The sequence below is a fragment of the Bradyrhizobium sp. USDA3516 genome (assembly GCF_057651995.1).
The window spans coordinates 226887-252093 of sequence record NZ_JBYGYN010000005.1 but is presented as its reverse complement, the minus strand read 5'-3'; the positions used below and the strand labels follow the sequence as shown (position 1 = coordinate 252093).

Genomic DNA, 25207 nt, shown 5'->3' with positions numbered 1-25207 from the left:
GCGCGTTTTGGGAGGAGAGAGGGGCGGCGGGAAAAACTCCCCCCCGCCCTTCGTCAACTTTTCCTGATCTCACGCAGGGAACTGCGCCGGCGATCAATAACCCAGCGCGCAGCCGTCCTTGCGCGGGTCGGAGCCGCCGGTGAGCGTGCCCTTGTCCCAATCGATCCAGATCGCCTGGGCGCCGCCGAGGGGGCCGACCACGCTGGTGGTCTTGTGGCCGAGCTTCTTCAGGCCTTCGACGATGGCCGCCGGAACGCTGTCCTCGAGCTGATACTGGCCCTCGTAGTGCAGGCCGCGCGGCATGTCGATCGCCTCCTGCACGTCGCAGCCGTAGTCGAGGATGTTGGTCAGGAGATGGGTCTGGCCGGTCGGCTGGTACTGGCCGCCCATGACCGCGAACGACATCGTGGAACGGCCGCCCTTGGTGAGCAGGCCCGGCATGATCGTGTGCAGTGGGCGCTTGCCGCCTTCGATGCAATTGGGATGGCCCGGCTGGATGCGGAAGCCACCGGCGCGGTTCTGGAACAAGACACCCGTCTTGTTCGAGACGATGGCCGAGCCGAACGAATGCGCAACCGAGTTGATGAACGAGCAGACGTTGCGGTCCTTGTCCACGACCGTGATGTAGATGGTCGAGGGGTTCATCGGCGGCGCCACGTTCGGCAGGTCGAGCATGCCGTCCATGCGGATCTTGCTGATGTGCTCGTCGGCAAAGCCCTTCTCGAGCATCTCGGCGACGTTGATCTTCATGTGCTCGGGCGAGGCGACATGCATCTCGCGGTTCATGTAGGCGATGCGTGCCGCTTCCGCCTCGAGATGGAAGCGCTCGACGCTCACGGGCGCGTACTTGGTCAGATCGAAGCGCGACAGGATGTTGAGCATCAACAGCGCGGTGACGCCCGGGCCGTTCGGCGGGCACTGCCAGACGTCATAGCCCTTGTACATGGTGCCGATCGGTGTGGTCACTTCGGTCGTGTGCGCGGCAAAATCGTCGAGCGTGTGCAGGCCGCCGATGCCCCTGAGGGTCTCGACCATGTCCTCCGCGATCTCGCCCTTGTAGAAGGCGTCGCGGCCGTCCTTGGCGATCGCGCGCAGCGTCTTGCCGAGCTCGACCTGGCGAATGACGTCGCCGGCGACCGGCGGCTGGCCGCCCGGCAACAAATAGCGCACGGTGTTGGTACCGTTCTTCAGCTTCTCGAACTGGTTCTTCCAGTCGAAGGCGATGCGGGGCGCGACGACATAGCCCTCCTCGGCCGCCTTGATCGCGGGCTGGAGCAAACGATCAAAACCGAACTTGCCGTGATCGCGCAAGACGGTCGCGAAGGCGTCGATCACGCCGGGGATCGAGACCGCATGCGCCGAGGTCAGCGGCACGGAATTGATCTTGCGTTCGAGATACCAGTCGGCATTGGCCGCCTTTGGCGCGCGGCCGGAGCCGTTATAGGCGACGATCTTGCCCTCGCCCCGCGGCTGGATCAGCGCAAAGCAATCGCCGCCGATGCCGGTCGATTGCGGCTCGATCACGCCGAGCAGCGCCGAGCCGGCAACCGCCGCGTCCACCGCGGTGCCGCCCTCGCGCAGCACCTCGATCGCGGCGAGCGAGGCCTGCGGATGCGAGGTCGCCACCATCGCGTTGGTGGCGTGGACCGTGGACCTGCCGGGGAAATGGAAGTTTCTCATCGAATGTCTGCTCTCTTGGCCGTCGGCGCGATTGGCGCGCCATCTCGAAAACCGCGTCTACATGACACATTCCCGCCGGGCGGGGCAATGCTGGCATACCAGGAAAATGGCTGCCATCCGCTGGGCGTATAGGCCTTTTGGAAGCTTTTGCGATGCGGGTTTTCCGGGTGGCGGCCGCCTGCTAAACGAGCGGCCATGACGTCCAGCAATACGCCCTACAAGGTCTGCGCCTTCTATCGATTCATCGCCCTCCCGGATTACCGCGAGCTGCGCGAGCCCCTGCGCGCCTGCTGCGCCGGCCTTGGGCTGAGGGGCAGCGTGCTGCTGGCGCAGGAGGGCATCAACGGCACGGTCGCCGGCGCACCGGAGGGGGTCGACGCCTTCGCTCATGAGCTCGCGCACGGCGACATGTTCGGCGACAGGCTGAACCATATCGAATTGAAATTCTCCGCCGCGGAGGCGATGCCGTTCGGCCGGCTGAAGGTGCGGCTGAAGAAGGAGATCGTCACCCTGGGCGATGCGGCCGCCGATCCGACGCGCCAGGTCGGCACCTATGTCGATGCGCGCGAATGGAACGCGCTGATCGCAGCGCCCGACACGCTCGTGCTCGACACCCGAAACGCCTTCGAGGTCGCGATGGGCACGTTCGAGGGCGCGCTCGATCCCGGCATCAAGAGCTTCGGCCAGTTCAAGGATTTTGCCGCCGAGCGGCTCGACCCGGCACGGCACCGCAGGATCGCGATGTTCTGCACCGGCGGCATCCGCTGCGAGAAGGCGAGCGCGCATCTGCTCGCGCGGGGCTTTGCCGAGGTCTATCACCTCAAGGGCGGCATCCTGAGATATCTGGAAGAGGTGCCGGAGGCGGAGAGCCGCTGGCGCGGCGAATGCTTCGTGTTCGACGAGCGCGTGGCGCTCGGCCACGGTTTGCGCGAGCGAGACAAGGACGTAACGCGTGACGAATGAGATCAAGACACTGAGCGAGCGCATCGACACGCTGGAGACGCGCCTCGCCTATCAGGACGATACGATCGAGACGTTGAACCAGACCATCACCGCACAGTGGAAGCAGATCGACAGGCTGACGCGGCAGATCACCGAGCTCAATGCTCGGCTGCAGGAGGCCGAGGCAAATGCGCCGGGGCCTGCCAACGAGCCTCCGCCGCACTATTGAACGGCGTTACTGGCCGGACGCCTTGGGCAGCAGGTCCATGACCTCGCCGGACATTACCAGGCGGTTGCGGCCTGCGGCCTTGGCGGCATAGAGCGCCTGGTCGGCAGCTTCGACCAGCGCAGCGACACCCGCGGTTCGTTCGAACGCCGGCCGGCAGGCTGCGCCGCCCAGCGAAGCGGTGACGCATCCAGCCGCCAGGTTGCTGCCATGCGCGAGGCCGGCCTCGTGAATGGCGTTGCGGATCCGTTCGCCGACCCGGGCGCAGCCTACGGCGTCGATGTTCGGCAACAGCATGGCGAATTCCTCGCCGCCATAGCGCGCCGCCAGATCGCCGACGCGCTGCGCTTCGGCCGCGATGATCTTTGCGATCAGGCGCAGGCAGGCATCGCCCGCGGGATGACCGTATTGATCGTTGTAGGCCTTGAAGTGGTCGACATCGATCATCAGCAAGGCAAGGCTGGAGCGGTCGCGATAGGCACGCGCCCATTCCTCCTTCAGGCGCTCGTCGAAGCAGCGGCGATTGGCAAGGCCGGTGAGGCTGTCCTCGATCGCGAGCGTCTCGAGTCTGGTTTCCAGCTTCTTGTGCTCGGTGATGTCGCGGGAGATCGCGACCACGCCGTCAACGCGGCCATCGTCCTTGCGCGTCACCCGCATGGTCGATTCGAGCCAGATCTCGCCGTTCTGCCGGTGCGAGTTGCGGTAGGTGAGACGCGCCTCCTCCCGCTCGCCGCGCTTCATGGCGTCGACGATCGCCTGGACCTGCGGCAGGTCCTCCGGATTGATACCTGCAAGAGCCGGCGTGCCGATCAGCTGATTGGGACGCCAGCCGACGACGCGGACCGACGAGGGCGAGACATAGCGCAGCCGCTCATCGAGGCCGATCCGCGTCACCATGTCGCTAGAGCCTTCGGCGAGCAGGCGGAAATGCGCCTCCGTCTCGGCCAGCACGACAGCCATGCGCTGGCCGCGCTGCAACTGCCGCACCAGCACGCCGCCGATGACCGCGATCAGCATCACCAGCGCGAGCACGTAGAGCATGCGGGAGATTGCCGCCGCGCGCCAGGGCGCGAGCAATTCGTCCTTGTCGACGGTGGCGAGCAGGAGGAGCGGGAAGCGGCTGCTGCGTTTGAAGAAGCTGACGCGTTCGGCGCCGTCCAGCGGCGACTTGAAATGATAGGCGCCACTCGGCCGTTGCAGGCTCGGCTCGCGGAACAACGGCTTGTCGGCGACGCTGCGCCCGACGAACGTCTCGTTGCTGGGGTTACGCGCGACGATCAGTCCATCGCCATGCGCCAGTGACACGGAGCTGTTGCGGCCGATCTCGAACTGCTCGTAGAAATGCGACAGATATTTCGAGCTGATGGTCGCGAGCACCACGCCGCCGAAGCTGCCGTCCTGCTTGCTGAAGCGGCGTGACAGGGTGACGATCCATTCGCCGTCCAGCAGGCTCTTCACGGGACCGCCGACATGGGCTTCGCGCTTCGGCGAGAGCTGGTGATGCCGGAAGAAGGCATCGTCGCTGAAGGTCGCGCCGATCGTACCGGGTGAGGTCAGCCAGTTGCCCTGATCGTCGATGATGGCGAGACTGTGAATGCGCCCGATCGCCTTCTTGCGCGCGTCCAGCAAGGTGCGCAGCTTCGCGATCGTGACCGGTGAGGTGCCGTCCATCTCCAACCGGCTGACCACGCCGACGACGCCCGAATCCAACAGATCGAGGCTGTCTTCGGCATGCTGGGTGAGCGAACGGGCAACGTTCGCCATCTCCATCTCGGCTTCCTTCAGCACCGCATCGCGGGCCGTCCACTCGCGCCAACCGCTGACGCCGAGGATGGTCGCGCAGGTCAGCGCGACGAAAGCCGCCGCGCGCAGGGGCAGGCGGCTCCATCCGGCTCGTTGGGCAGCACTCATGCGGCAGGGTCCTCCGATCGCTCGGAAACTCTGCCGTTTCTGTTATTTAATTCTGAAATCGCTAGCGGACTAAGCGGCGATTCCGGCCCTTTCCAGTAGTCCTACGGACGCCGCGATCGGCGCATCGCTAACAAGACATTAGCGGGCCGATCGGAATCCGGCGCGCCCGGCGCCGCTAGCTGAAGATGGCCTTGACCTTGGCCCAGAGCGAAGGATGCTCGGCGTCGGCATCGGCCTTCGACGGCGTCGGCTGCGCAGCGCTCACGGGATCGGAGGCCGGGAACGTGTCCTTCAGCCCGTCGTCGAGCTTGGACTGCCGATCGGCAGCGAGCGCCTCGCGCAGGTCGTCGGCGTGCTTGTCGTGCGGCGCGGGGTTGAATGTCTCAGCCATGATCTCCTCCATTGGCTGATCAACGCGGCCCGATCGTTCCGGTTCCCCTGTTCCGCTGAAGGCCGCGGCGGTGTATCAGGGGGCACAACCTGCTACAGGACCCTTGGTGCCCCAGTCTTCGACGAAACCATTCATCGACGTGCTCTCCGGCCAGCGGCAGACCGTCCCGCCCATGTGGATGATGCGCCAGGCCGGGCGCTACCTGGCCGAATATCGCGAGGTGCGCGCCAAGGCGGGCGGCTTCCTCGATCTCTGCTTCAACCCGGAGCTCGCCGCCGAGGTGACGCTGCAGCCGATCCGAAGGTTCGGTTTCGACGCGGCGATCATCTTCTCCGACATCCTCGTCATCCCCTATGCGCTCGGACGTGAGGTGCGGTTCGAGGCCGGCGAGGGCCCGCGGCTCGAGCCGCTCGACGATCCGGCCAAGGTGGCGACGCTGGCGCCGCGCGCCGATTTCGGCAGGCTTGAGCCGGTGTTCGACGCGCTCAGAATCGTGCGCGGCGCGCTCGATCCGAAGGTCGCCCTGATCGGCTTCTGCGGCGCGCCGTGGACGGTGGCGACCTACATGGTCGCGGGCCACGGCACACCGGACCAGGCGCCGGCCCGGATGATGGCCTATCGGCATCCCGAAGCTTTCTCGGAGATCATCGACGTGCTGGTCGAGAACTCGGTTCAGTATCTGCTGGCACAACTCGCCGCCGGCGCCGACGCGTTGCAGATCTTCGACACCTGGGCCGGCGTGCTGCCGCCGGCCGAGTTCGCGCGCTGGTCGGTCGACCCGACGCGGCGCATCGTGGCGGGCGTAAGGGCCGCGATGCCGGACGCGAAGATCATCGGCTTCCCGCGCGGCGCCGGAGCGCAGCTGCCGGCCTATGTCGAGGCAACCGGCGTCAACGCGGTCAGCATCGACTGGACCGCCGAGCCTGCCTTCATCCGCGAGCGGGTGCAGAGCAGGGTCGCGGTGCAGGGCAATCTCGATCCGCTGGTGCTGATCACGGGCGGCGCCGCGCTCGACCGCGCGGTGGACGATGTGCTGGCGAACTTCTCGCAAGGACGGTTCATCTTCAACCTCGGCCACGGCATCCAGCCGGAAACGCCGATCGCCCATGTCGAGCAGATGATCAGGCGCGTGCGGGGCTGATTGTTTCGCCCGTTCGGGCGCGGCAAAACAATAAGTGCGAAAACAACCCCATGCACAGTAGCCAAGTCATTGAAAAGCTTGGACTGGCGTGACTCGCCTGTGCATTTTGACGTGTCGGGCAAAACAGGCGCAGAATGGCATGGTCGGAATCGCGATTTCGGCGTAGCTCAGCGCGGCCGGCTGCGCTCGATGATATCAGCCGCACCCTTCGCCAGCAGGTCCAATCCCACCGCACGGCCGAGCTCGCGCGGACGGTTGGCGGGCCCGGTACGCGAGGCCTCGATGATGGTGTTGCCGGAGAGGTCGAGCACCGAGGCGGTGAGCGACATCTGCCCACCTGCGATGGTCGAGAAGCCCGCGACCGGCGAATTGCAGTGGCCGTTGAGCACCCAGAGCACCTCGCGCTCGGCGTCGGCGGAGGCGTGCGCAGAGGTGTCGTCGATCGACGACAGGATCTGTCGCGTCTGCCAGTCCTGCGCGGCGCATTCGACCGCGACGATGCCCTGCCCTGCCGCCGGCAGCATCTCCACTGCCGTGAATTCGTAGGCGATGCGATGGGCTAGACCGACGCGGTCGAGGCCCGAGCGCGCCATGATCAGCGCATCCGCAGGACCCACAGCGCCGCCATCCGGCAGGCGCTGCTTCTCCCCGTTGTCGAGTTTGCGCACGCGCGTGTCGGCGGCGCCACGGAAGTGGATCACCTCGACATCCGGGAACAGCCGCCGCGCATAGGCTGCGCGGCGGACTGCGTTGGTGCCGATCTTGAAACCCTTGCCGCGCGACTGCCGCAGCGCCTCCAGCGTCACACCCTCGCGCAGCACCAGCGCATCGGTCGGCGGATCGCGCGACAGCGTGGCACCGATGACGAGGCCGGGCGTGTCCTCGTTGCCTGGCATGTCCTTTAGCGAATGCATCGCCGCCTGGAGCTCACCCGACAGCACGGCGGCGCGGATCTGCGCCACGAAGGCGCCGCCCTTGCCGCCGTGGGGCAGCAGCTTGCTGGTCTGGTCGAGATCGCCCGTGGTGTCGAACTTGACGATCTCGACGTCGAGACCGGGCACGGCGGCGGTCAGGCGGCGCGCAATCTCTTCCGTCTGCGCCAGCGCCATGGCGCTCCTGCGTGTGCCGATCTTCAGTCGCGTGGCCAAGTCGTGGTCCTCTCAACAATCGCGGGTTAGCGCGCATCCTCCAATATCATGTCGGAGGCCTTTTCGGCGATCATGATGATCGGGGCATTGGTGTTCCCCGACACGAGGTCCGGCATGATCGAGCCGTCGACGACGCGCAAGGCTTCGAGCCCCCTCACCTTCAGCCGCTGATCGACCACCGCGAGCGCGTCGTTGCCCATACGACAGGTCGAGGTCGGATGATAGATGGTGCTGCCGCGCTCGCGGCAATAATCCAGGATCTCGGCATCCGTCGATACCTTCGCCCCGGGATCGTACTCGTCGACCACGAACGGCTTCAGCGCCGGCGCATTCAATATCTTGCGCAGGATCTTGATGCCCTCGACGTTGGTGGTGCGATCGGTCTCGGTCGACATGTAGTTGATGCGGATCTCCGGCGGCACTGAGGGGTCTGCGCTCTTGATGCGCAGGGTGCCGCGGCTCTCGGGCCGGAGCTGGCACACCGACGCCGTGAATCCGGAGAAGGCGTGCAGCTTCTCGCCCATCTTGTCGGTCGAGAACGGCAGGAAGTGCACCTGGATGTCGGGCGAGGCGAGGCGCGGGCTGGTCTTGAAAAATGCCCCCGCGGTGCCGGCCGCGATCGTCAGCCAGCCCTTGCGAAACAGCGCATAGCGCGCGCCGGCCATGGTGCGGCGAAGCGGATGGTTGACGGTGTCGTTGAGCGTGATCTTCTGCGAGCAGCGCATCACGATGCGGACCTGCATGTGATCCTGCAGATCGTGACCGACGCCCGGCGCGTCCAGCACCACGTCGATGCCGTGCCGGCGCAGGAGATCGCCGGGGCCGACGCCGGAAAGCTGGAGCAGCTGCGGCGAATTATAGGCGCCGCTCGACAGCACGACCTCCTTGCGGGCTCGGGCGCGGCGCAATGCTGCGCCTTGCCGGTATTCGACGCCGACCGCACGGCGTCCTTCGAACAGGATGCGCTGTGCGTGCGCGGAGGTCTCGATCTTGAGGTTGCTGCGCGTCTTCGCCGGACCGAGATAGGCGACCGACGTCGAGGCGCGGCGACCGTTGCGCGTCGTTGTCTGGAACAGGCCGACGCCTTCCTGCGTCGCGCCGTTGAAGTCAGGATTGTAGGGCAGACCGGTCTCGACCGCCGCGTCGATGAAGGCTTTCGACAGCGGATCGGTCACGATCATGTTGGACACCGGCAGCGGCCCGCCCGTGCCGTGGTAATGATCGGCGCCGCGCGACTGGTTCTCGGCCTTCTTGAAATAGGGCAGCACGTCGTCATAGCCCCAGCCGGTGTTGCCGAGCTGGCGCCAGCGGTCGTAGTCCTCGTGCTGGCCGCGGACATAGAGCAGGCCGTTGATCGAGCTCGATCCGCCCAGCGTCTTGCCGCGCGGCTGAAACACCTGGCGGCCCTTCAGCTCGGGCTCCGGCTCGGTCTGGTACATCCAGTTGACGCTCTTCTCCTTGAACAGCTTGCCGTAGCCGAGCGGGACGTGGATCCAGATGTTGGAATCCTTCGGGCCGGCCTCGAGCAGCAGCACGCTGTGCTTGCCGTTCGCCGAAAGCCTGTTGGCGAGCACGCAGCCGGCGGAGCCGGCGCCGACGATGATGTAGTCGAATTCGGGATCGGCGGGTGCGAGAGAGGAAGTTGCGTTCATGCGCTACTGTTCTTCTTGTTGGCGTGGGCGTTTCCGGTTCGTCACTACCACAATCATGCGGACAGACGCAGCGCTTCCACCAGCGACTTGAACGCACGGGCATATTCCGCGCCCGCCCTTGCGATATCGGCGCGCCCGGCGCAGGCGACTGCGGCTTCGGTCACCGCGCCGAGCAGGAGGCGCGCCAGCGGCTCGACCGGCTGACGCGCGATCAGGCCGGCCTCCATCGCGGCGGAGAGCGCGCGCGGCATCTTGCCGCCAAAGTGCTGCGCGTCGATCTCGCGCCAGCGCTCCCAGCCGAGCACGGCGGGACCGTCGCGCAGGATGATTTGGCCTATCGGACCGTTCGCGGTCGCGGCGAAATAATGCTGCGTGCCGGCGACCAACGCGGTGAGCACGTCCTTCTCTGCGCGCGCCGTGCGGTCGATCTCGGCAACGAGGTCGCGCGAGACCTGGTCGAACACGGCCTCGAACACCGCCTCCTTGGTCTTGAAGTGATGATAGACGGCGCCCTTGGCGACCGACGCGCCTTCGGCAATGTCGTCCATCGTGGTCGCGGCAAAGCCGTGCGTCCCGAACAGGCGGCGCGCCGCCGTCAGGATCGCCTCCGATGTCGCCGCCCGCCGCTCCGCCTGCTTGGCCATGTGCTCTCGTCTAGTCGAATTCGCGAGAGCCGGCCAGCCGGTGGTTTGAACGCGGTACGCCCACGCTGACGCTGAACCCTCTCCCCTTGTGGGAGAGGGTGGCTTGCCGCGCAAGCGGCGAGCCGGGTGAGGGGTTCTCTCCGCGAATTCAAATGCCAGTTGGATTCGCCGAGAGAACCCCTCATCCGGCGCTTCGCGCCACCTTCTCCCACAAGGGGAGAAGGACAAGTAGCGTGCAGGCCAGTTGACTTTTCGACTATCGGTCGGTAATTACCGACTATTGGTCGGTTTATTCCTGAGGTGACGCCATGCCGAACCGTGAGGTCGTCGAAGCCTTTGCCAAGCGCCTGGAGGACGGCGATTTCGTCGGCGCGATCCTCGACTACTACACCCCTGATACCGCGACCTACGAGAACCTCGCCGCGCCGGTGGTCGGGCGCGACAAGCTCGCGGACAAGGAGCGCGGCGTGCTGGCGGCGTTCAAGGAGGTCACGGCCGTGCGCATCGGCCCAAGCCTGATCGATGGCGATATCGTCGCGAGCCGCTGGAAATTCTCCTTCACCAATGCCGAAGGCGTCACGCGGACGCTGGAGGAGATCGCCTGGCAGACCTGGCGCGGCAACGAGATCATCGAGGAGCGGTTCTTTTACGACCCGAAGCAACTCGGACGGTGAGCAGGATCGCGCCTATCGATACAGCATGACCACGGCCAGGCCGACCAGAGGCGCAAGAAACTGAACGGCCTGCCACCGAGAGCCATCGATCGACCAGCGTCCGTAGAAGACGGTGCCGCCGCGCCGGGATGGCGACGCCGGTTGATCGCGAAATGCCTTCCATCGCGCTTCGGCAGGAACGAGAAAGTCTTCCGGCTTGACCGCCATGTCGGCGCTGCTCAGCACCACCTGCATCATCTCGCCTTTCGGCTGGAACATGGCTTCGGCCCCGGGTGGCGCGAAGAAGCTGCGCTTCGAAGCGATGTGCTGCTCATAAAAGTCCCGCCCTACCGTGACGGCCGCAGCGTATGGACTGACGTATGGCACCCCCGAGACGCCGGGAACGACGAGATGGCCCACCCCATGCACCTCCTGCCAGGGAATGAAGAGACCCTTGAGCCAGGGCCTGTGAAAATGGATGCCCGCGGCAGACATGGAGACGACCGCCCGATCCGCGTAGAAATGCCGGTAAGCCGAAAACGCGATCCATCCCAGACCGAGATAGAGCGTCATCCAGCCGAAAACGTTCAGCGATGGATTCACGAGATGGCTCCAATAGAGACTGCGCATGGCGCCGAAATAGCTGGAGCGGCCGCCTGTCTCGCCGACCAACACGCTGATCACACCGATCACGCCGGAGACAATGATCAGGACAAGGACGCCGATCAACAATTCCAGCAGCAAGGGCAGGCCGGACCGCCCGATCAGGCTCGTCAGTGCATAGCCTGCAAACGCCAGACCCAGCAGAGCCAAATAGACAAGGGCCAAAATGGCTCCATTCTGGCCCCGGCTCTCGGCGTGAAGCGCGATCGCAAGGCCGGCGACGCAGGCCCACATGGCCCAGGGAAGGCGGTCCATCCGCCACTTGTCCATCGTGTACTCGACCGTCGCCGACACATCGGCTGAAGGCTCACTCATGAAAAGGCCCTCGGGATCGCAAATGCACCCGTTGCCGAAGCGGCGCACGGAGGCCTGGTCGGTCCACGAACCCTATCACGCAGTCGAGGAGGACGTCTCGTCCCGGCCGAGGGGTGCGGCCAAAGCCGATGCTGTTCTATGACGATCCGAAGTATTGCCGCGAGGCGCACGTCAGCGCGGACGGCGGTGTGACATGAGGACGGGACCCGAAGATCACCGGCAGCTCGCCCCGGCGACTCCGACGAGAGGCTTGTCATTTTAGGACCGATCGGTCTATATATCAACATGAAGCAAGAGACCTCAGCGTCGTTGCCCCGCGGCCGGCCACGAAGTTTCGACATGGAAGCCGCTGTCGAACGCGCGATGAATGTATTCTGGTCGCGCGGCTATCATGCCACGGCGCTGCCCGATCTCCTGCGTGCGACCAGGCTGTCGCGAGGCAGCCTCTATGCCGCTTTCGGCGACAAGCATTCGCTGTTCCTGCGCGCGCTTGATCGCTACATCGCGGATGCCTTGGCGCGGATGGATGTCGAGTTCGACCTTCGCAACGACCCTGTCGACGGCCTGCGGGCCTATCTCGCCGGCTACGTCGAGCGCACCAGCGGCAGCAACGGTCGGCGTGGATGTCTCCTGGTGGCCACGGCCATGGAATTGGCTGGCCGGGATGCCGAAGTCGGTCGACGCGTTGCAAGCTTCTTCAAGGCGATGGAGGCCAAGGTGACGGATGCACTGTCCCGCGCGAAAGCGGCGGACAGGTTGGCCGATGGGGTTGAGCCCGCAACGGCCGCACGAGTTCTCGTCTGCTTCGTTGAAGGGCTTCGCGTGGTCGGCAAGACGGCACCGGCACGGACCACATCGCAAGCCGCCGTCGACGCTCTCATCGGCTGTTTCGTCAGGTAAGCACCCAGTGACGCTTGCGCCGATGGCGCGGGCATATTTGGACCGATCGGTCTTGAACAGGAGAACGCCGTGTCTGCCATCCAGATCGTCTGCGCGGTCGCCGTTCCCCTGATCTGGGGTTATCAGTTCGTAGCCATCAAAGTGGGCGTTGCGGAGTTTCCGCCGCTCTTCTTCCTCGCCCTGCGCTTTCTGGCCATTGCGCTCCTGCTTGTTCCGTTCGTCGACAGGCCCGCGCGTCAACAGCTCGGCCCTGTCGCGGCCATTTCGATCTTCCTTGGTGGATTGAATTTCGGGCTGTTCTATGTTGGCCTTGGGCTCGGCTCCGGAAGCATGTCGGCGGTCGCATACCAGCTCGCTACGCCGTTCACCGTCCTGCTGGCCTGGCCGCTGCTCGCGGAGAGGCCGTCACTCGCCACCTGTGCCGGAGTGGCGCTTGCATTCGCCGGCGTGACCGTGCTGGCAGCGGAGCCGGTCCAGTCCGCCAACCCGCTTCCGCTGCTGCTTGTGGTCGGAGCAGCTTTCGCCTTCGCGGTATCCAACGTGTTGACGAAACGTTACGGCCCCTTCGATCCCTTGATGCTGATGGGATGGTCGTCGCTGCTCACGGTGCCGCAGGTCATGTTGATGTCGTTGCTCCTCGAATATGGACAAGCGGCGAGCCTCGCGACGGCAGGCGAACGGGGTTGGCTGGCGCTCGCCTACACGGTCTTCATCGGCGGGATCATCGGGTTTGGCCTGTGGTTTTGGCTGATTGCCCGTTGCTCGATGATCCGCGTCGCGCCCTTCGGTCTGCTGCTTCCGGTCTTTGCCCTGCTTTCGAGCATTCTCTTCCTCGGCGAACGCATGACGCCAAAGCTGATCATCGGCGGGCTGCTCGCGATTTCGGGGGTCGGCATCACACAAGTAAGGCCGCGCGCTCGCTCAATTTGACCCGGAGGTCCCTTCGCAGTGACCTGCGGCGCTTCGCGGCCAGCGTGAAGCGAACATCGCCCGGGGCTGATGCGGCACGAGTTCAAGAGGATACGAGCACGGCGCCATCGCCGCGCATTTGTATCGATTTGTTATCGATACTGCGTGACGAACACGCAGAAGTGGTCGCGGCCGGCGCGGGAAACGGGGATAATTCATAGTTCGTCAAAGATTTGCGGCGAATTCTCCCGATCGAGCCGAAAAGAACGGCCCGTGGTGCTAGGCTCTGGAATGCGGACTCAAACGACCAACTATGTCGCCCGGCTGTTCGCCGGCGATCTGTCGGCTTTTGGCGGTCCCGCAACCGACGAGGCGGTGGCCGGGCATATCCGCGCCGAGCAGATGTCGCTGGTGCTCGGCTATTCGGTCGGCATCATGCTGGCCAATGCCTGCAACGCCGTCGTGCTCGCGATCGCGCTGTGGGCCTCGCCGGACAGGATCCCTGCCCTGATCTGGGCGGCATCCGTCGCCGCCGCCGCAATCGTGTTCGGCCTGCAATCGCACGCGGCGCGCCGCATCACCAAGCCGCAATTCGTCTCGCGGCGCGCGATGCACCGGCTGGTGCGCAACGCCTTCATCCTCGGCGCCGCCTGGGGCATCGTCCCGGTCGCCTTCTTCGCGGACGCCTCGAACGGCGGTCAGCTCGTCATCACCTGCCTGTGCGCGGGCATGCTGGCCGGCGGCGCGCTCGCCTTCGCCACCATTCCGATCGCGGCGATCGCCTTCACGGCGCCGATCTTCCTCGGCATCGCCATCTGCCTCGGCCGGAACGGCGATCTCGCCTTTGTCCTCATCGCCTTTCTCGTCGTGGTCTACGGCAGCGTGCTTTTGCGCGGCGTGTTCGTCAATTCGTTCTCGTTCGCGCGGCGCGTGATGCGGCAGATCGAGGCCGAGCGCACGGTGCGGCTCGATCCCCTGACCCATCTGCCCAACCGCGTCGCCTTCAACGAAACGCTCGATGCCGCGCTCAAGCGGCTGGCGCTATCGGGCGAGGAATTCGCGGTGCTCCTGCTCGATCTCGACCGCTTCAAGGAGGTCAATGACCAGTTCGGCCATCCCGCCGGGGACGAATTCCTGGTCCAGGTCGCAAGCCGCCTGCAACGCTGCACGCGCGCAGCCGAGCACGTCGCGCGGATCGGCGGCGACGAGTTCGCGCTGGTGATGGCCCATCTGACGCGGCCGGAGGATGCGCTCGAGATCGCCGAACGCTTCGTCGCGGCCTTCCGCGAACCGTTCCAGATCGAGGGCCGCCAGATCGTCGGCGCGACCAGCGTCGGCATCGTGCTGGCGCCGCGCGACGGCACCACGCCGCTCGACCTCCTGAAGAATGCCGATGCCGCGCTCTACCGCGCCAAGAAGGCGGGGCCGGGCACGGCCTGCTTCTTCGAACAGGCCGACGACAGATCGTCCCGCGACCGCAAGGCGCTGCAATCGGACCTCGCAGGCGCGATTGCGCGCAACGAGCTGTTCCTGGTGTTCCAGCCGTTCCTCGACCTCGGCAGCAACCGCATCACCGGCTTCGAGGCGCTATTGCGCTGGCAGCATCCTTCGCGCGGGCTGGTGCCGCCGAGCGAGTTCATACCCATCGCGGAGGAGAGCGGGCTGATCCACGAGATCGGCGAGTGGGTCATCCGCCGCGCCTGCGCGACGGTTGCGGAATGGCCGGAAGAGATCAGGGTCGCCGTGAATTTCTCGGCCGCGCAATTTCACAACACGGCCATCCTCCAGACCATCGTGCAGGCGCTCGCCGATGCCAGGATCGCCCCGCACCGGCTCGAGATCGAGATCACGGAATCGATGCTGCTGTCGAAGTACGGCTCGGCCGCGACGGTGCTGAACGCACTGCTGGAGCTCGGCGTCACCGTGGCGCTCGATGATTTCGGCACCGGCTTCTCCTCGCTGACTTACCTCCGCAAGCTGCCGTTCAGCCGCATCAAGATCGACCAGTCCTTCATCCGCGACATGCTGGTGCAGCCGGACTGCGCGGCGATCGTGAAATCAGTGATGTCGCTCGCGCGCGATTTGCAGATCGGCGTGGTGGCGGAGGGCGTCGAGACCACGGGCCAGCTCGAATATCTCAGGCAGATCGGCTGCGACGAGGTGCAGGGTTATCTGATCAGCCGGCCGGTGGCCGCGGACGGCGTGATGGCGCTGCTGGAGACGAAGGCGTATCGGGCGACTTTCGCGGCGTAGACACCACGCTTCGACACGCGTCATGGCCGGGCTTGTCCCGGCCATCCACGCCTAGCCTCACGGCGGAAGAACGTGGATGCCCGGGACAAGCCCGGGCATGACGACCTCTCCCAGTATCAAACCGCATCCGCCCTCAGCAGCGTATCCACCGTGATCGTTCCCCGCGCGCGGGAGACGCAGGCGCAGATCTTCTGGTTGGCTTGCTTCTGGTGGTCGCTGAAGAAGACGTCGCGATGGTCGATCTCGCCGTCGACGTCGACCACGTCGATGGCGCAGAGGCCGCATTCGCCGCGCTTGCAATCGGATATCACCTCAAAACCGCTGGCATTGAGCACGTCGAGCATCGAGCGCTCGCGCGGGATCTCGAGCTCGACACCGGAGTCCTTGAGGCGCACCGTGAACGTTTCGGTCGGCAGCGTGCCGCTGGAGCCGAAGGTCTCGTAGCGGAGATCGGGGAGCGGATGGCCGGCGCCGATCCAGGCATGGCGCGCGGCATCCAGCATCCGCATCGGGCCGCAGAACAAGGCCAGCGCACCTTGCGGCAATGTGGCGAACAGCGCGTCGAGATCGAGCCGCTTGCCTTCGTCGCTGGCATGAACGACGAGGCGGTCACCAAGCATCGCGGCGAGGTCGTCGAGATACGCGGCCTCGCGGCGCGAGCGCACCGCATAGTGCAGCGCGACGTCCGCGCCACGCCGCGCCAGCGCCTGCGCGGCGCCGAGGATCGGGGTGATGCCGATGCCGCCGGCGATCAGGCAATACTTGTCGCGGGTCCAATCGACCGCGAGCAGCGAGGCGGGCTGGGTGATGTCGAGCCGCGCACCCGGCTGCAAGGACCACATGTAGCGCGAGCCGCCGCGGGAATCCTCAGCGCGACGCACCGCGATCTTCAGGCCGTGCGAGGAGGCCTCGCCGACCAGCGAATAGGACCGCGTCTCCGGCAGGCCGTCGATGGTGACGCTGACATTGATGTGGCTGCCGACGGGATAGGCCGCAGCCTCGAACTGATCCGGCCTGATCAGGAATTCGCGGACGTTCGGGGTGAGATCGCGGGTGGCGACGAGCGTTGCCGGGGTCCAGGTTTCGATGAAGCGCATGGTGACTGCCCTCAATCGGTTGCGGTCTTGATCAGCGCGAGCGCCGGCAAGAGGTCGAGATGGGTGCGGTTGCGCAGTGCGAGCCGCAGGTTTCGCACCGCGAGCCGGGCATGCTCGCGCATGACGGCCTCGGCGCGGGCGCCTTCGCGGTTCTCGATGGCGTCGATCACGACGCGATGGTGCTCCTGGGCGATGATCAGGATCTGCTGCGCCTCCGGCAGCGCCGATTGCGCCATCACGAAGCCGCTCGGCGAGGCAAAGGGCAGCGCGGAGGCGCGGTCGATCTGCCGGATCAGCGGCGGGCTGCGCGACAGTTCCGTGAGCTGGGCGTGGAAGCGCGCATTCAGCGTGACGTAGGACGAGAAGGCGTCGACCGAGATCGGCACCTGCCCTAGCAGCTCGTCGATGGCAGCAAGGCACTCCTTCAGCGGCTCGAGCTCGCGCGCGGAGACGCCGCGCTCGGCGGCAAAGCGCGCCGCCAGGCCTTCCAGCGTGCCGCGCAGCTCGATGGAATCGGAGATGTCGCGCTCCGAAAACGCCTTCACCATGAAGCCGCCGGAGGGGATCGCCTCCAGGAGACCCTCCTCCTCCAGCCGCACCAGCGCCATGCGCACCGGGGTGCGCGAGGCGCCGGTCGTCTCCACCGCCTGCAGCTCGGAGATGCGTTCGCCCGGCCGCAAGGCGCCCGAGAGGATCTGGTCGCGCAGTGCGAGCTGCGCCTTCACGGTCTGGGAGACGGAGCGGTCGACCTCACGCTCGGCCATGCTCTACTCCGCGGCCTGAAGGTGCTTTGGGGCGTTCTCCTTCGCCAGCATCCGGTCGATCAGCTTGCGCGACCACATCGCACCGGCGTCGATGTTGAGATTGTAGAAGATGCGGTCGGGGTTCTCGTCCATCGCGCGCTGCTGCGCTTCGAGGATCAGCTCGTCCTCGCGGAAGATGCCGGAGACGCCCTCGCGGATCTCGGTGGTGATGCGCTGCTCACTGATGCGATAATTGCGGACGAAGGACCAGAAGTAGTGACAGGTCTTCTCGGTCTCCGGCGTGATGGTGTTGAGTACGCAGCCGTTGACGCCTTTCGAGCGGTCGCCTTCCGGCGCGCCGGTGCCAGCGGGGGCGACGCCGACGTCGATGGCGATGGTGCACGGCGCCTCGAAGCGGATGATCTGCCAGCGGTCGACGAGGCCGGGCTTGCCGAGCTGCTTGGCCCAGAACGGCGGCGGCTCGATGCCGCGCATCCAGCGCGTCACCGTCACCGTCTTCTCGCCATGGGTGACGTCGAACGGCGCCTCGGCGACGGCGTCATTGCCGATGGAGGAGCCGTGCACGAAGGTCTCGTGGGTGAGATCCATGAGATTGTCGAGCACGAGGCGGTAGTCGCAGTTGACGTGGATGGTCTTGCCGTCGCCGGCCCAGGCCGGGTCGTGATTCCAGTGCATGTCTGGGACGAGCGCGGGATCGGCGAGCGCGGGATCGCCCATCCAGAGCCAGATGAAGCGGTGACGCTCGACCACGGGATAGGCACGCACGCAGGCCGAGGGGTTGATGGTCTCCTGCGAAGGCATGAAGGTGCAGCGCCCCTGCGCGTTGTACTTCAGGCCGTGATAGCCGCAGACGACGGTGTCGCCTTCGAGCCGGCCCTTGGACAGCGGCACCAGGCGGTGCCAGCAGGCGTCCTCCAGCGCGGCCACCGAGCCGTCGGCCTTGCGGTACATCACGACGTGCTTGCCGCAGATCGTCCGCGGCAGCAGCGCCGCCTTGACGTCGGCGTCCCACGCCGCGGCGTACCAGGCGTTCATGGGGAAGGGCTTTGTCATTGTCTCACTCCCACGGCTTATGAATACGTTATGTATACAATAGCGGAGGGACGGAATAGTTCAAGGCCTCAGAGACCCTACAATGATACCATTAGCGATCCAGCTGTATACAAGCAGGCGGAGCGATCGCGTACCTTACGCCGCGAAGACTTTCGCCAATCCCGCTTGGGCTTCCTCCTGGATCCGTTTCAGGTGCTCGGGGCTGCGGAAGCTTTCGGCGTAGATCTTGTAGACGTCCTCGGTGCCGGACGGCCGCGCGGCGAACCAGCCGAAATCGGTCTCGACCTTGATGCCGCCGAAGGGCTGGCCGTTGCCGGGCGCCTTGCTCAGCGTCGCGCGAACCGGATCGCCGGCGAGGTCCTTGAGGCCGAGCTGCTCCGGCGTGACGGATTTGAGGATGTTCTTCTGCGGCCCGGTGGCGGCGACGTCGATGCGCGCGTAATGCGGCATGCCGAACTCGGCGGTGAGATCATTGAAGATCTGGCTGGGATCGCGGCCGGTCTTGGCCATGATCTCGGCGGCGAGCAGGCCGAGGATGATTCCGTCCTTGTCGGTGGTCCACACCGCGCCGTCGCGGCGCAGGAACGAGGCCCCTGCACTCTCCTCGCCGCCGAAGCCGAAGCCGCCGGTGATGAGGCCGTCGACGAACCATTTGAAGCCGACCGGCGTCTCCACCAGCTTGCGGCCGAGCTTCTTGGCGACGCGGTCGATGATCGAGCTCGACACCACGGTCTTGCCGATCGCGGCATCCTTGCCCCAATCGGAGCGGTGCGCGAACAGGTAGGAGATCGCGGTCGCCAGGTAATGGTTCGGATTCATCAACCCGCCGGTGCGCGTGACGATGCCGTGGCGGTCCGCGTCGGTGTCGTTGGCAAAGGCGACGTCGAAGCGGTCGCGCATGCCGATCAGGCTCGCCATCGCGTAGGGCGAGGAGCAGTCCATGCGGATCTTGCCGTCCCAGTCCACCGTCATGAAACGAAAGGTCGGATCGATCGCCTCGTTCACGATCGTGGCGTTGAGGCCGTAGCGCTCGATGATCGGATGCCAGTAATGCACGGCGGCGCCGCCGAGCGGATCGATGCCTATTCTGACGCCAGCGGACTTGACGAGGTCGAGATCGACGACATTGCCGAGATCGGCGACGTAAGGCGTGACGAAGTCGTAAGGGTGCACATTCGCGGCCTTGCGCGCCCTGGCATAGTCGATGCGCTTCACGTCCTCGAGGTCGCCCGCGAGATAGGCGTTGGCGCGCTTCTCGACGGCCCCGGTCACATCCGTATCGGCCGGGCCGCCATGGGGCGGATTGTATTTGTAGCCGCCGTCCTCGGGGGGGTTATGCGAGGGGGTGATGACGACGCCGTCGGCGAGGCCAGAGGTGCGGCCCTTATTGTAGGTGAGGATCGCATGCGAGATGACCGGCGTCGGCGTGTAGCCGCCGTCCTTGTCGATCATGACCTCGACGCCGTTGGCGGCGAACACCTCGATGGCGCTTGCAAGCGCCGGCTCGGCCAGCGCATGGGTGTCGATGCCGATGAAGAGCGGGCCGGTCAGGCCCTTCTCCTTGCGGTAATCGCAAATCGCCTGCGTGGTCGCGAGGATGTGGCCTTCGTTGAACGTGTTCTTGAACGAGGTGCCGCGATGGCCCGACGTGCCGAACGCCACGCGCTGTGCCGGATCGGACGCATCCGGCTTGCCGGCGAAATAGGCCGTCACCAGCCGCGGAATATTGGTGAGCGCGTCCGGCGAGGCCTGCTGGCCCGCCGCGGGATGAACATCAGCCACTGGAATACCCTCGTCCTGTCGTGAGTGCGGGACACCATAGCATCGGCCCAGCCCCCGCCAAGAGCACAACACCCGCGAGGGCGAAGGCGTTCCTTGGAGGCGCTGCAGTCCCCATGAGCGGGTTCGTGCTATGCTCGGCAGCACCGCCCTTTCGAATCGTCTCATGATCCCTTCGCGCAAGCTGCTCATGCTGATCGCCGGCCTCATCCTGGCCGGTGCACCGGCGCGCGCCGCGGAGTTCTACACGGAGGACCTGCGCATCCCGATGGTCGAGGCCGGACCGCAAGGGCTGGAAGCCTTCCTGGTGCGGCCCGTCGGGACCAAGCGCTATCCCCTGGCGCTGCTCAGCCACGGCTCGCCGCGCAAGTTCGAGGACCGCGCGACCATGTCGGCGCACAAATATTACGGCATCGCGCTGGAATACGCCCGGCGCGGCTTTGCGGCGCTGGTCGTGATGCGGCGCGGCTACGGCACCTCACCCGGCGGGCGCGTCGACAGCGTCGGCGGTTGCGCCAAGGCCGCGTACCTGCCGGCGGCTGCCGTCGCGGTTGCCGATCTGCGCGCCGCGATCGATGCGATGGCGCACCGGGCCGACGTGACGATTTCAGGCATGATCGCGGCCGGCCATTCCGCCGGCGGCCTTGCCACGGTGGCGCTGAGCGCGCAGCCGCCGGCGGGCCTCGTCGCCGCGATCAATTTTGCGGGCGGCCGCGGCTCGCGCGAGACCGACGATGTCTGCAATCCGGATGGACTGGTGCAGGCCTTCGCCACCTTCGGCAAGACCTCGCGCGTGCCGATGCTGTGGGTCTATGCGAGCAACGATTCCTATTTTGGTCCGGACCTCGCGCGCCGGCTCCATGACGGGTTTCGCGCCGCCGGCGGCAATGCGAGGTTCGTCGCGGCGCCGGCTTACGGCGAGGACGGCCACTATCTCTATTCGGTCGCGGGCCGACCGCAATGGACGCCGTATCTCGACGCCTTCCTGCGCGAGCGCGGGCTCGGCCATGAACTGCTGAGCCTGCCCGATCCGCTGCCGCCGCCACGCCAGCTGAGCGAGGCCGCGCGGGCCGAGTTCGCGCGCTATCTCGCCAGCCTGCTGCCGCATAAGGCCTTTGCGGTGTCGCCGAACGGCGGTTACGGCTGGCGCACCGGCCGCGCGACGACTGAAGACGCCCGGCGCGATTCGCTGGCGGCCTGCATGAAATGGTCGCCCAGCTGCACGCTCTATGCGGTCGACGATCAACTCGCGGAGCCGTCGCAGGCCAGATCCACCGACCAGAGCGCCCGCGCGCGCCCGTGACGCGCACACCGCAGAGGTCGGTTTGTTAACTCCGGCGCTCTATGACGGGCCCATGCTGTGGGATCGGGCACGCTTCGTTCTCGGCGCGACGTGGAGGCACGTCGCGATCGCCCTGCTCGTGTCGGCCCCGATCGGCGCGCATGCGAGCGACGGCAGCATCGAGCTCGGCGCCGGCGAAACGCCGTCGTCGCGGGTCACGATCCGGAAGATCATCGAGAGGGAAACCAAGAGCACCAGTCTGCCGGCCGATATCGCCGAGGCGGTCGTCTTCGTCGAAAGCGGTTATAACCCGGCGGTCATCGGCAGCGCGGGCGAAATCGGCCTGATGCAGGTGCGCCCCGAGACTGCGGCGATGCTGGGCTTCCACGGCAGCACCGCGGAGCTGGCCGAACCCGACGTCAACATCCATTACGGGGTGCTTTATCTCAGCCAGGCCTGGCGGCTTTCGGGCGGGGACCTCTGCCGCGCCCTGATGAAATACCGGGCGGGTCATGGCGAAGAGGAGATGACCGCGCGGTCGCAGGTCTATTGCAACCGGGCCCGCAACCGGCTTGTCGCGATGAACGCGATGCCGGAACGAGCCGAAGCTGCGGCTGCTCCCGATCCGGCGCCGGCGGTTGTGGCTGCGGCGCCCGTGAAACCGGCGAGCCGCCCAAAAATGCCGGTGCAGCCCAAAGCGGTCTATGCCCAATATCGACAAGGTACCGCGGCCGCCAGCCGCGCCTATTGGGCGGCCCACGAGGCCAAGGTCAGCAAGATCAAGGCTCGCATCGAGGCAAAGTGGAAGCGCGTCGCAGCGCGTTGAAAACGATACCCTACAGCCGCTCGCTGAGCGCGAGCTTGTAGCCGACGCCGGTGACGGTCGCGATCACGGGCGTGCCGCTGCCGACGAGCTTGCGGCGCAGCCGCGCCACCAGCGCGTCGACCGTGCGGATGTCGACCTCGGCCTGGCGATTGCTGACGACCTCGATCAGATAGTCGCGGCTGAGCGGCCTGCCGTCGGCGCCGACGAGCGCCGCGAGCAGGTCGAATTCGGCGCGCGTCAGCGCCACCGGCTTGCCGTCGTTGCCGAGCAATTCGCGCCGGGTCAGGTCGATGATCCAGTCGCCGAACGCGATCGAATTGTGGTTGCGCGCCGCCTTGCGGTCGATCGAGCGGCGCCGCAGCACGCTGCGCGCACGCGCGAGCAGATCGCGCAGGTTGATCGGCTTGGTGACGTAATGGTCGCCGGCGACCTCGAGGCCGAGAATGCGGTCGACGTCGGTGTCGCGCCGCGTCACGAAGATGATGCCGGCGTTGCTGGTGGCCTGGATCTCCTTGGCGAGCTCGAAGCCGTCGCCGTCGGGCAGTTGCACATCGAGGAAGACGAGATCGGTGCGCGCGCGCAGCGCCTGACGGCACTCCGTGCAGGAGCCGGCGCCGACCACGTCGAAATTGTTGTCGCTGAAATAGTCGACCAGCATGGTCCGCGTCACCGGATCGTCCTCGACGACGATCAGCCGCTCGCGGCCGGGCGGACGCAGGTCCTGGCGTGCGGAAATCGCCACGGTCCTGGATGTCCCTTGGACCTGCGATCCGACCTGCGCATTCAACTCGCCGCGCAACGCGCTGTCATGTGAACGGACATTCACAGCCTGTTCGAGCCCCCGAAATTGCCTGCCGCGATACTAGGCGCGTTGTGATGCGCAAACAACATTGGTCATGCTCTCGACGGATTAAGTATGAACTGGCCCACAATTCTCATTCCGTGCGCCATCACGACCGCCGGCGGGCTCCCGACTTCTGAAAATCAGATCGCACGTCGAGCAGCCCGCCGCGGCTTGCTCCCCCGTGAGCTTCACATCTACTGTGTGTACAAGACCTGCACCCGGAGGTGGCGCATGGAGATCATACTGCTCGGCACCGGCGGCCCGCGCCCGGACCCGCGTCGCATGGCGACGACCACGCTGATCCGGCTTGGCGAGGAGAACATCCTGTTCGACGCCGGCCGCGGCGTCGTGGTGCAGCTTCACAAAGCGGGCGTGCCGCTCGGCGCCATCAACACGGTCTTCCTTACCCATCACCATTTCGACCACATCGGCGACCTCTACGACGTGATGCTGAATTCATGGATGAACGGGCGCAAGGACGAGCTGCGCGTCTACGGGCCGCCGGACACCGAGCGGCTCGTCGACACGCTGATCACGCAGGTCTACGACAAGGACATCATCTGGCGGGACAAGGGCGAGCCGAGCTTCGGCGGCTGGAAGCCTGTCGCCGCGACGGACATCGTGCCGGGTCCCGTTCTCGACACCGGGCGCTGGAAGATCAGCGCAGAGCTGGTCTCGCATGGCGATGGCCTCGACATGCCGCCGGCCTTCCTGGCGCGCTGGATGTGTCTCGGTTACCGCTTCGAGGCGGAAGGTAAGGTCATCGCGATTTCCGGCGACACCGTCCCCTGCCCCGGGCTCGAGCGGCTGGCTGAGGGAGCCGATCTATTGGTGCAGTGCTGCTTCCTCGCCACGCCGGAGATCAACACCGAGCATTTGCGCCGGCTCGCGAAATACACGATCGCCTGCGGCGACACCGTCGGGAAGATCGCGGCCAAAGCCGGCGTCAAGAAGCTCGCGCTGACCCATCACCGTCCGCGCACCGACGATGCCATGCTGGCCGCATTGCTCGACGACGTCAGGCGGGACTATGCAGGACCGGTCGTGCTCGGCGAGGATCTCACGCGCATCGAGGTCTAAAGCGCGATGCGATCAGGATGAATCGTCATCACGCTTTGGGTTGTTGTTTGAGCATGATCTTTTCGGAAGACCGCTATGCACTTTTCCGGATCATGCTCTAGGCATCATCGATCAGCTCGCAGCCCTCAGGACGATCCGACCTCGATGCGGAACGACAATTGCTCTTCGGCGCCGGCTGCGATGTGCATCAGTCCCGGCTTGTCCGTGAACTCGCCCTGGAAGCCCGCGGGACTGGCGTAGCCGCGCCAGGGCTCGATGCAGAGGAACGGCGCGCCCGATGGTTTCGACCAGACGCCGAGCTCGCGAAATCCGCGCCAGGACATTTTCAGCCATGGCCCGGTGGATGCACCGCCCGCCGCGGCATAGCGGACCGAAGTGCTCTCGATGCGGTCGAAGATGATGGCGTCGTCGACGAACAGGGAGTCCGACAGGGCAAGCGTGGTGCCTCTGACCGGGCTCGGCTCCGCCGCCGGCCGCAGCAATCCACCTTCGAGACGGCGAATCGGCGACGGTTCGACGTTCGCGAAGGTCAGCGCATAGCTCTCCTTGGCCGCGCCGGGCTGCAACGGCCAATTGAAGGCGGGATGACCGCCGAGCGATGCCGGCAATGTCTCCTTGCCGGTGTTGGCGATCGTGAGCGTCAGATCGAGGCCCGACTCATCGATCGCATAGGCCGCCGTGAGCCGGAATGGAAACGGATAGAGCGCGCGCGTCGTCTCATTGTCGTCGAGCACCAGGGTGCAACGGCTCTCGCCGCGCTCTGCCCACGCGAAGCGGCTGTCGCGGGCAAAGCCGTGCTGCGTCATCCGATACGTCTTGCCCTGGTGCCGCAATTCGTCGTTGGCAAGACGCCCGACGATCGGAAACAGCAGCGGCGCGTGACGCGGCCATTCCGGCCCCGCCTGCCAGAGGAATTCGGTGCCGCCGCCCTTCAGCGAGCAGAGCTCGGCGCCGTGCGCTTTGACGGTCGCGGTGAGCGAGCCGCTGCGGATAGAGTGGGTGTCGTCGGTCATGGCCGACCTCTACACCCCCGGCCTGGTACGCAGCAAGGGAC

General features: G+C 66.0%; 23 protein-coding genes. 10 read left to right on the top strand and 13 right to left on the bottom strand.

All coding sequences use genetic code 11. The annotated features are described in order from the left end of the window. Positions 1-93: 93 nt before the first annotated feature. Positions 94-1680 (bottom strand): gamma-glutamyltransferase, encoded by a 1587-nt coding sequence (gene ggt / locus AC24YW_RS18190; RefSeq protein ID WP_487484003.1) that lies wholly within the window; start codon positions 1678-1680, stop codon positions 94-96. A gap of 195 nt (positions 1681-1875) precedes the next feature. Between ggt and trhO the strand changes: the two genes are divergently transcribed. Beyond that, positions 1876-2643 (top strand): oxygen-dependent tRNA uridine(34) hydroxylase TrhO, encoded by a 768-nt coding sequence (gene trhO / locus AC24YW_RS18185; protein ID WP_487484002.1) that lies wholly within the window; start codon positions 1876-1878, stop codon positions 2641-2643. Further along, positions 2633-2851, top strand: coding sequence for a SlyX family protein (locus AC24YW_RS18180; RefSeq protein ID WP_036035310.1), 219 nt, complete (start codon positions 2633-2635; stop codon positions 2849-2851). Before trhO ends, AC24YW_RS18180 begins: the two co-directional genes overlap by 11 nt. Before the next feature lie 6 nt (positions 2852-2857). Here AC24YW_RS18180 and AC24YW_RS18175 read toward each other — a convergent pair whose 3' ends face one another. Both AC24YW_RS18175 and AC24YW_RS18170 read right to left on the bottom strand, forming a co-directional pair. Further along, positions 2858-4759, bottom strand: coding sequence for a diguanylate cyclase (locus tag AC24YW_RS18175; protein WP_487484001.1), 1902 nt, complete (start codon positions 4757-4759; stop codon positions 2858-2860). A gap of 175 nt (positions 4760-4934) precedes the next feature. Next, entirely contained in the window at positions 4935-5150 is a 216-nt protein-coding gene (locus tag AC24YW_RS18170; RefSeq protein WP_487484000.1) for a hypothetical protein, read from the bottom strand. A gap of 106 nt (positions 5151-5256) precedes the next feature. Here AC24YW_RS18170 and hemE point away from each other — a divergent pair, with 106 nt between their 5' ends. Then, positions 5257-6291, top strand: coding sequence for a uroporphyrinogen decarboxylase (gene hemE, locus AC24YW_RS18165; protein WP_487483999.1), 1035 nt, complete (start codon positions 5257-5259; stop codon positions 6289-6291). Between the two features lie 167 nt (positions 6292-6458). Here hemE and hemC read toward each other — a convergent pair whose 3' ends face one another. The 3 genes from hemC to AC24YW_RS18150 are packed head-to-tail and all read right to left on the bottom strand — an operon-like array spanning position 6459 to position 9735. Further along, positions 6459-7439: a hydroxymethylbilane synthase gene (gene hemC / locus AC24YW_RS18160; RefSeq protein ID WP_487483998.1), complete on the bottom strand. Its 981-nt coding sequence runs from the start codon at positions 7437-7439 to the stop codon at positions 6459-6461. Positions 7440-7465: 26 nt separating this feature from the next. Continuing rightward, complete coding sequence (locus tag AC24YW_RS18155; RefSeq protein WP_487483997.1) at positions 7466-9091, bottom strand: GMC family oxidoreductase; 1626 nt, start codon at positions 9089-9091, stop codon at positions 7466-7468. A gap of 53 nt (positions 9092-9144) precedes the next feature. Further along, a complete protein-coding gene (locus AC24YW_RS18150) occupies positions 9145-9735 on the bottom strand; it encodes a TetR/AcrR family transcriptional regulator (RefSeq protein WP_487483996.1) in 591 nt (196 codons plus the stop codon). A 308-nt stretch (positions 9736-10043) separates the two neighbouring features. Between AC24YW_RS18150 and AC24YW_RS18145 the strand changes: the two genes are divergently transcribed. Beyond that, positions 10044-10409, top strand: a complete 366-nt coding sequence (locus AC24YW_RS18145; RefSeq protein WP_487483995.1) for a nuclear transport factor 2 family protein — start codon at positions 10044-10046, stop codon at positions 10407-10409. Positions 10410-10421: 12 nt separating this feature from the next. Here AC24YW_RS18145 and AC24YW_RS18140 read toward each other — a convergent pair whose 3' ends face one another. Further along, positions 10422-11366 carry a hypothetical protein gene (locus AC24YW_RS18140; RefSeq protein ID WP_487483994.1) on the bottom strand — a complete coding sequence of 315 codons (945 nt, stop codon included), beginning with the start codon at positions 11364-11366 and terminating at the stop codon, positions 10422-10424. Positions 11367-11705: 339 nt separating this feature from the next. Between AC24YW_RS18140 and AC24YW_RS18135 the strand changes: the two genes are divergently transcribed. The 3 genes from AC24YW_RS18135 to AC24YW_RS18125 all read left to right on the top strand — a co-directional run bounded on the left by AC24YW_RS18135 (position 11706) and on the right by AC24YW_RS18125 (position 15428). Further along, positions 11706-12266: a TetR/AcrR family transcriptional regulator gene (locus AC24YW_RS18135; protein ID WP_487483993.1), complete on the top strand. Its 561-nt coding sequence runs from the start codon at positions 11706-11708 to the stop codon at positions 12264-12266. A 69-nt stretch (positions 12267-12335) separates the two neighbouring features. Beyond that, positions 12336-13196 carry a DMT family transporter gene (locus AC24YW_RS18130; RefSeq protein WP_487483992.1) on the top strand — a complete coding sequence of 287 codons (861 nt, stop codon included), beginning with the start codon at positions 12336-12338 and terminating at the stop codon, positions 13194-13196. A gap of 270 nt (positions 13197-13466) precedes the next feature. Further along, the gene (locus AC24YW_RS18125) at positions 13467-15428 is read left to right on the top strand and encodes a putative bifunctional diguanylate cyclase/phosphodiesterase (protein ID WP_487483991.1); all 1962 of its coding nucleotides are present in this window, start codon (positions 13467-13469) and stop codon (positions 15426-15428) included. A 116-nt stretch (positions 15429-15544) separates the two neighbouring features. Here AC24YW_RS18125 and AC24YW_RS18120 read toward each other — a convergent pair whose 3' ends face one another. From AC24YW_RS18120 to pgm, 4 genes are all read right to left on the bottom strand, one after another. Further along, positions 15545-16525: a PDR/VanB family oxidoreductase gene (locus tag AC24YW_RS18120; RefSeq protein WP_487483990.1), complete on the bottom strand. Its 981-nt coding sequence runs from the start codon at positions 16523-16525 to the stop codon at positions 15545-15547. Between the two features lie 11 nt (positions 16526-16536). Next, positions 16537-17289: a GntR family transcriptional regulator gene (locus AC24YW_RS18115; protein WP_197955398.1), complete on the bottom strand. Its 753-nt coding sequence runs from the start codon at positions 17287-17289 to the stop codon at positions 16537-16539. 3 nt (positions 17290-17292) lie between these two features. Then, positions 17293-18342 carry an aromatic ring-hydroxylating dioxygenase subunit alpha gene (locus AC24YW_RS18110; protein WP_487483989.1) on the bottom strand — a complete coding sequence of 350 codons (1050 nt, stop codon included), beginning with the start codon at positions 18340-18342 and terminating at the stop codon, positions 17293-17295. A 135-nt stretch (positions 18343-18477) separates the two neighbouring features. Next, the gene (pgm, locus tag AC24YW_RS18105) at positions 18478-20124 is read right to left on the bottom strand and encodes a phosphoglucomutase (alpha-D-glucose-1,6-bisphosphate-dependent) (RefSeq protein WP_487483988.1); all 1647 of its coding nucleotides are present in this window, start codon (positions 20122-20124) and stop codon (positions 18478-18480) included. Between the two features lie 163 nt (positions 20125-20287). Between pgm and AC24YW_RS18100 the strand changes: the two genes are divergently transcribed. Both AC24YW_RS18100 and AC24YW_RS18095 read left to right on the top strand, forming a co-directional pair. After that, positions 20288-21424, top strand: coding sequence for an alpha/beta hydrolase family protein (locus AC24YW_RS18100; protein WP_487483987.1), 1137 nt, complete (start codon positions 20288-20290; stop codon positions 21422-21424). A 52-nt stretch (positions 21425-21476) separates the two neighbouring features. Then, positions 21477-22229 (top strand): lytic transglycosylase domain-containing protein, encoded by a 753-nt coding sequence (locus AC24YW_RS18095; RefSeq protein ID WP_487483986.1) that lies wholly within the window; start codon positions 21477-21479, stop codon positions 22227-22229. Positions 22230-22239: 10 nt separating this feature from the next. Here the strand turns inward: AC24YW_RS18095 and AC24YW_RS18090 are convergent, their stop codons facing one another. Continuing rightward, complete coding sequence (locus AC24YW_RS18090) at positions 22240-23055, bottom strand: response regulator (RefSeq protein ID WP_487483985.1); 816 nt, start codon at positions 23053-23055, stop codon at positions 22240-22242. Positions 23056-23304: 249 nt separating this feature from the next. Here AC24YW_RS18090 and AC24YW_RS18085 point away from each other — a divergent pair, with 249 nt between their 5' ends. After that, positions 23305-24153 carry an MBL fold metallo-hydrolase gene (locus AC24YW_RS18085; protein ID WP_487483984.1) on the top strand — a complete coding sequence of 283 codons (849 nt, stop codon included), beginning with the start codon at positions 23305-23307 and terminating at the stop codon, positions 24151-24153. Positions 24154-24278: 125 nt separating this feature from the next. Here the strand turns inward: AC24YW_RS18085 and AC24YW_RS18080 are convergent, their stop codons facing one another. Then, positions 24279-25166 (bottom strand): aldose 1-epimerase family protein, encoded by an 888-nt coding sequence (locus AC24YW_RS18080; protein ID WP_487483983.1) that lies wholly within the window; start codon positions 25164-25166, stop codon positions 24279-24281. Positions 25167-25207 lie beyond the last annotated feature (41 nt).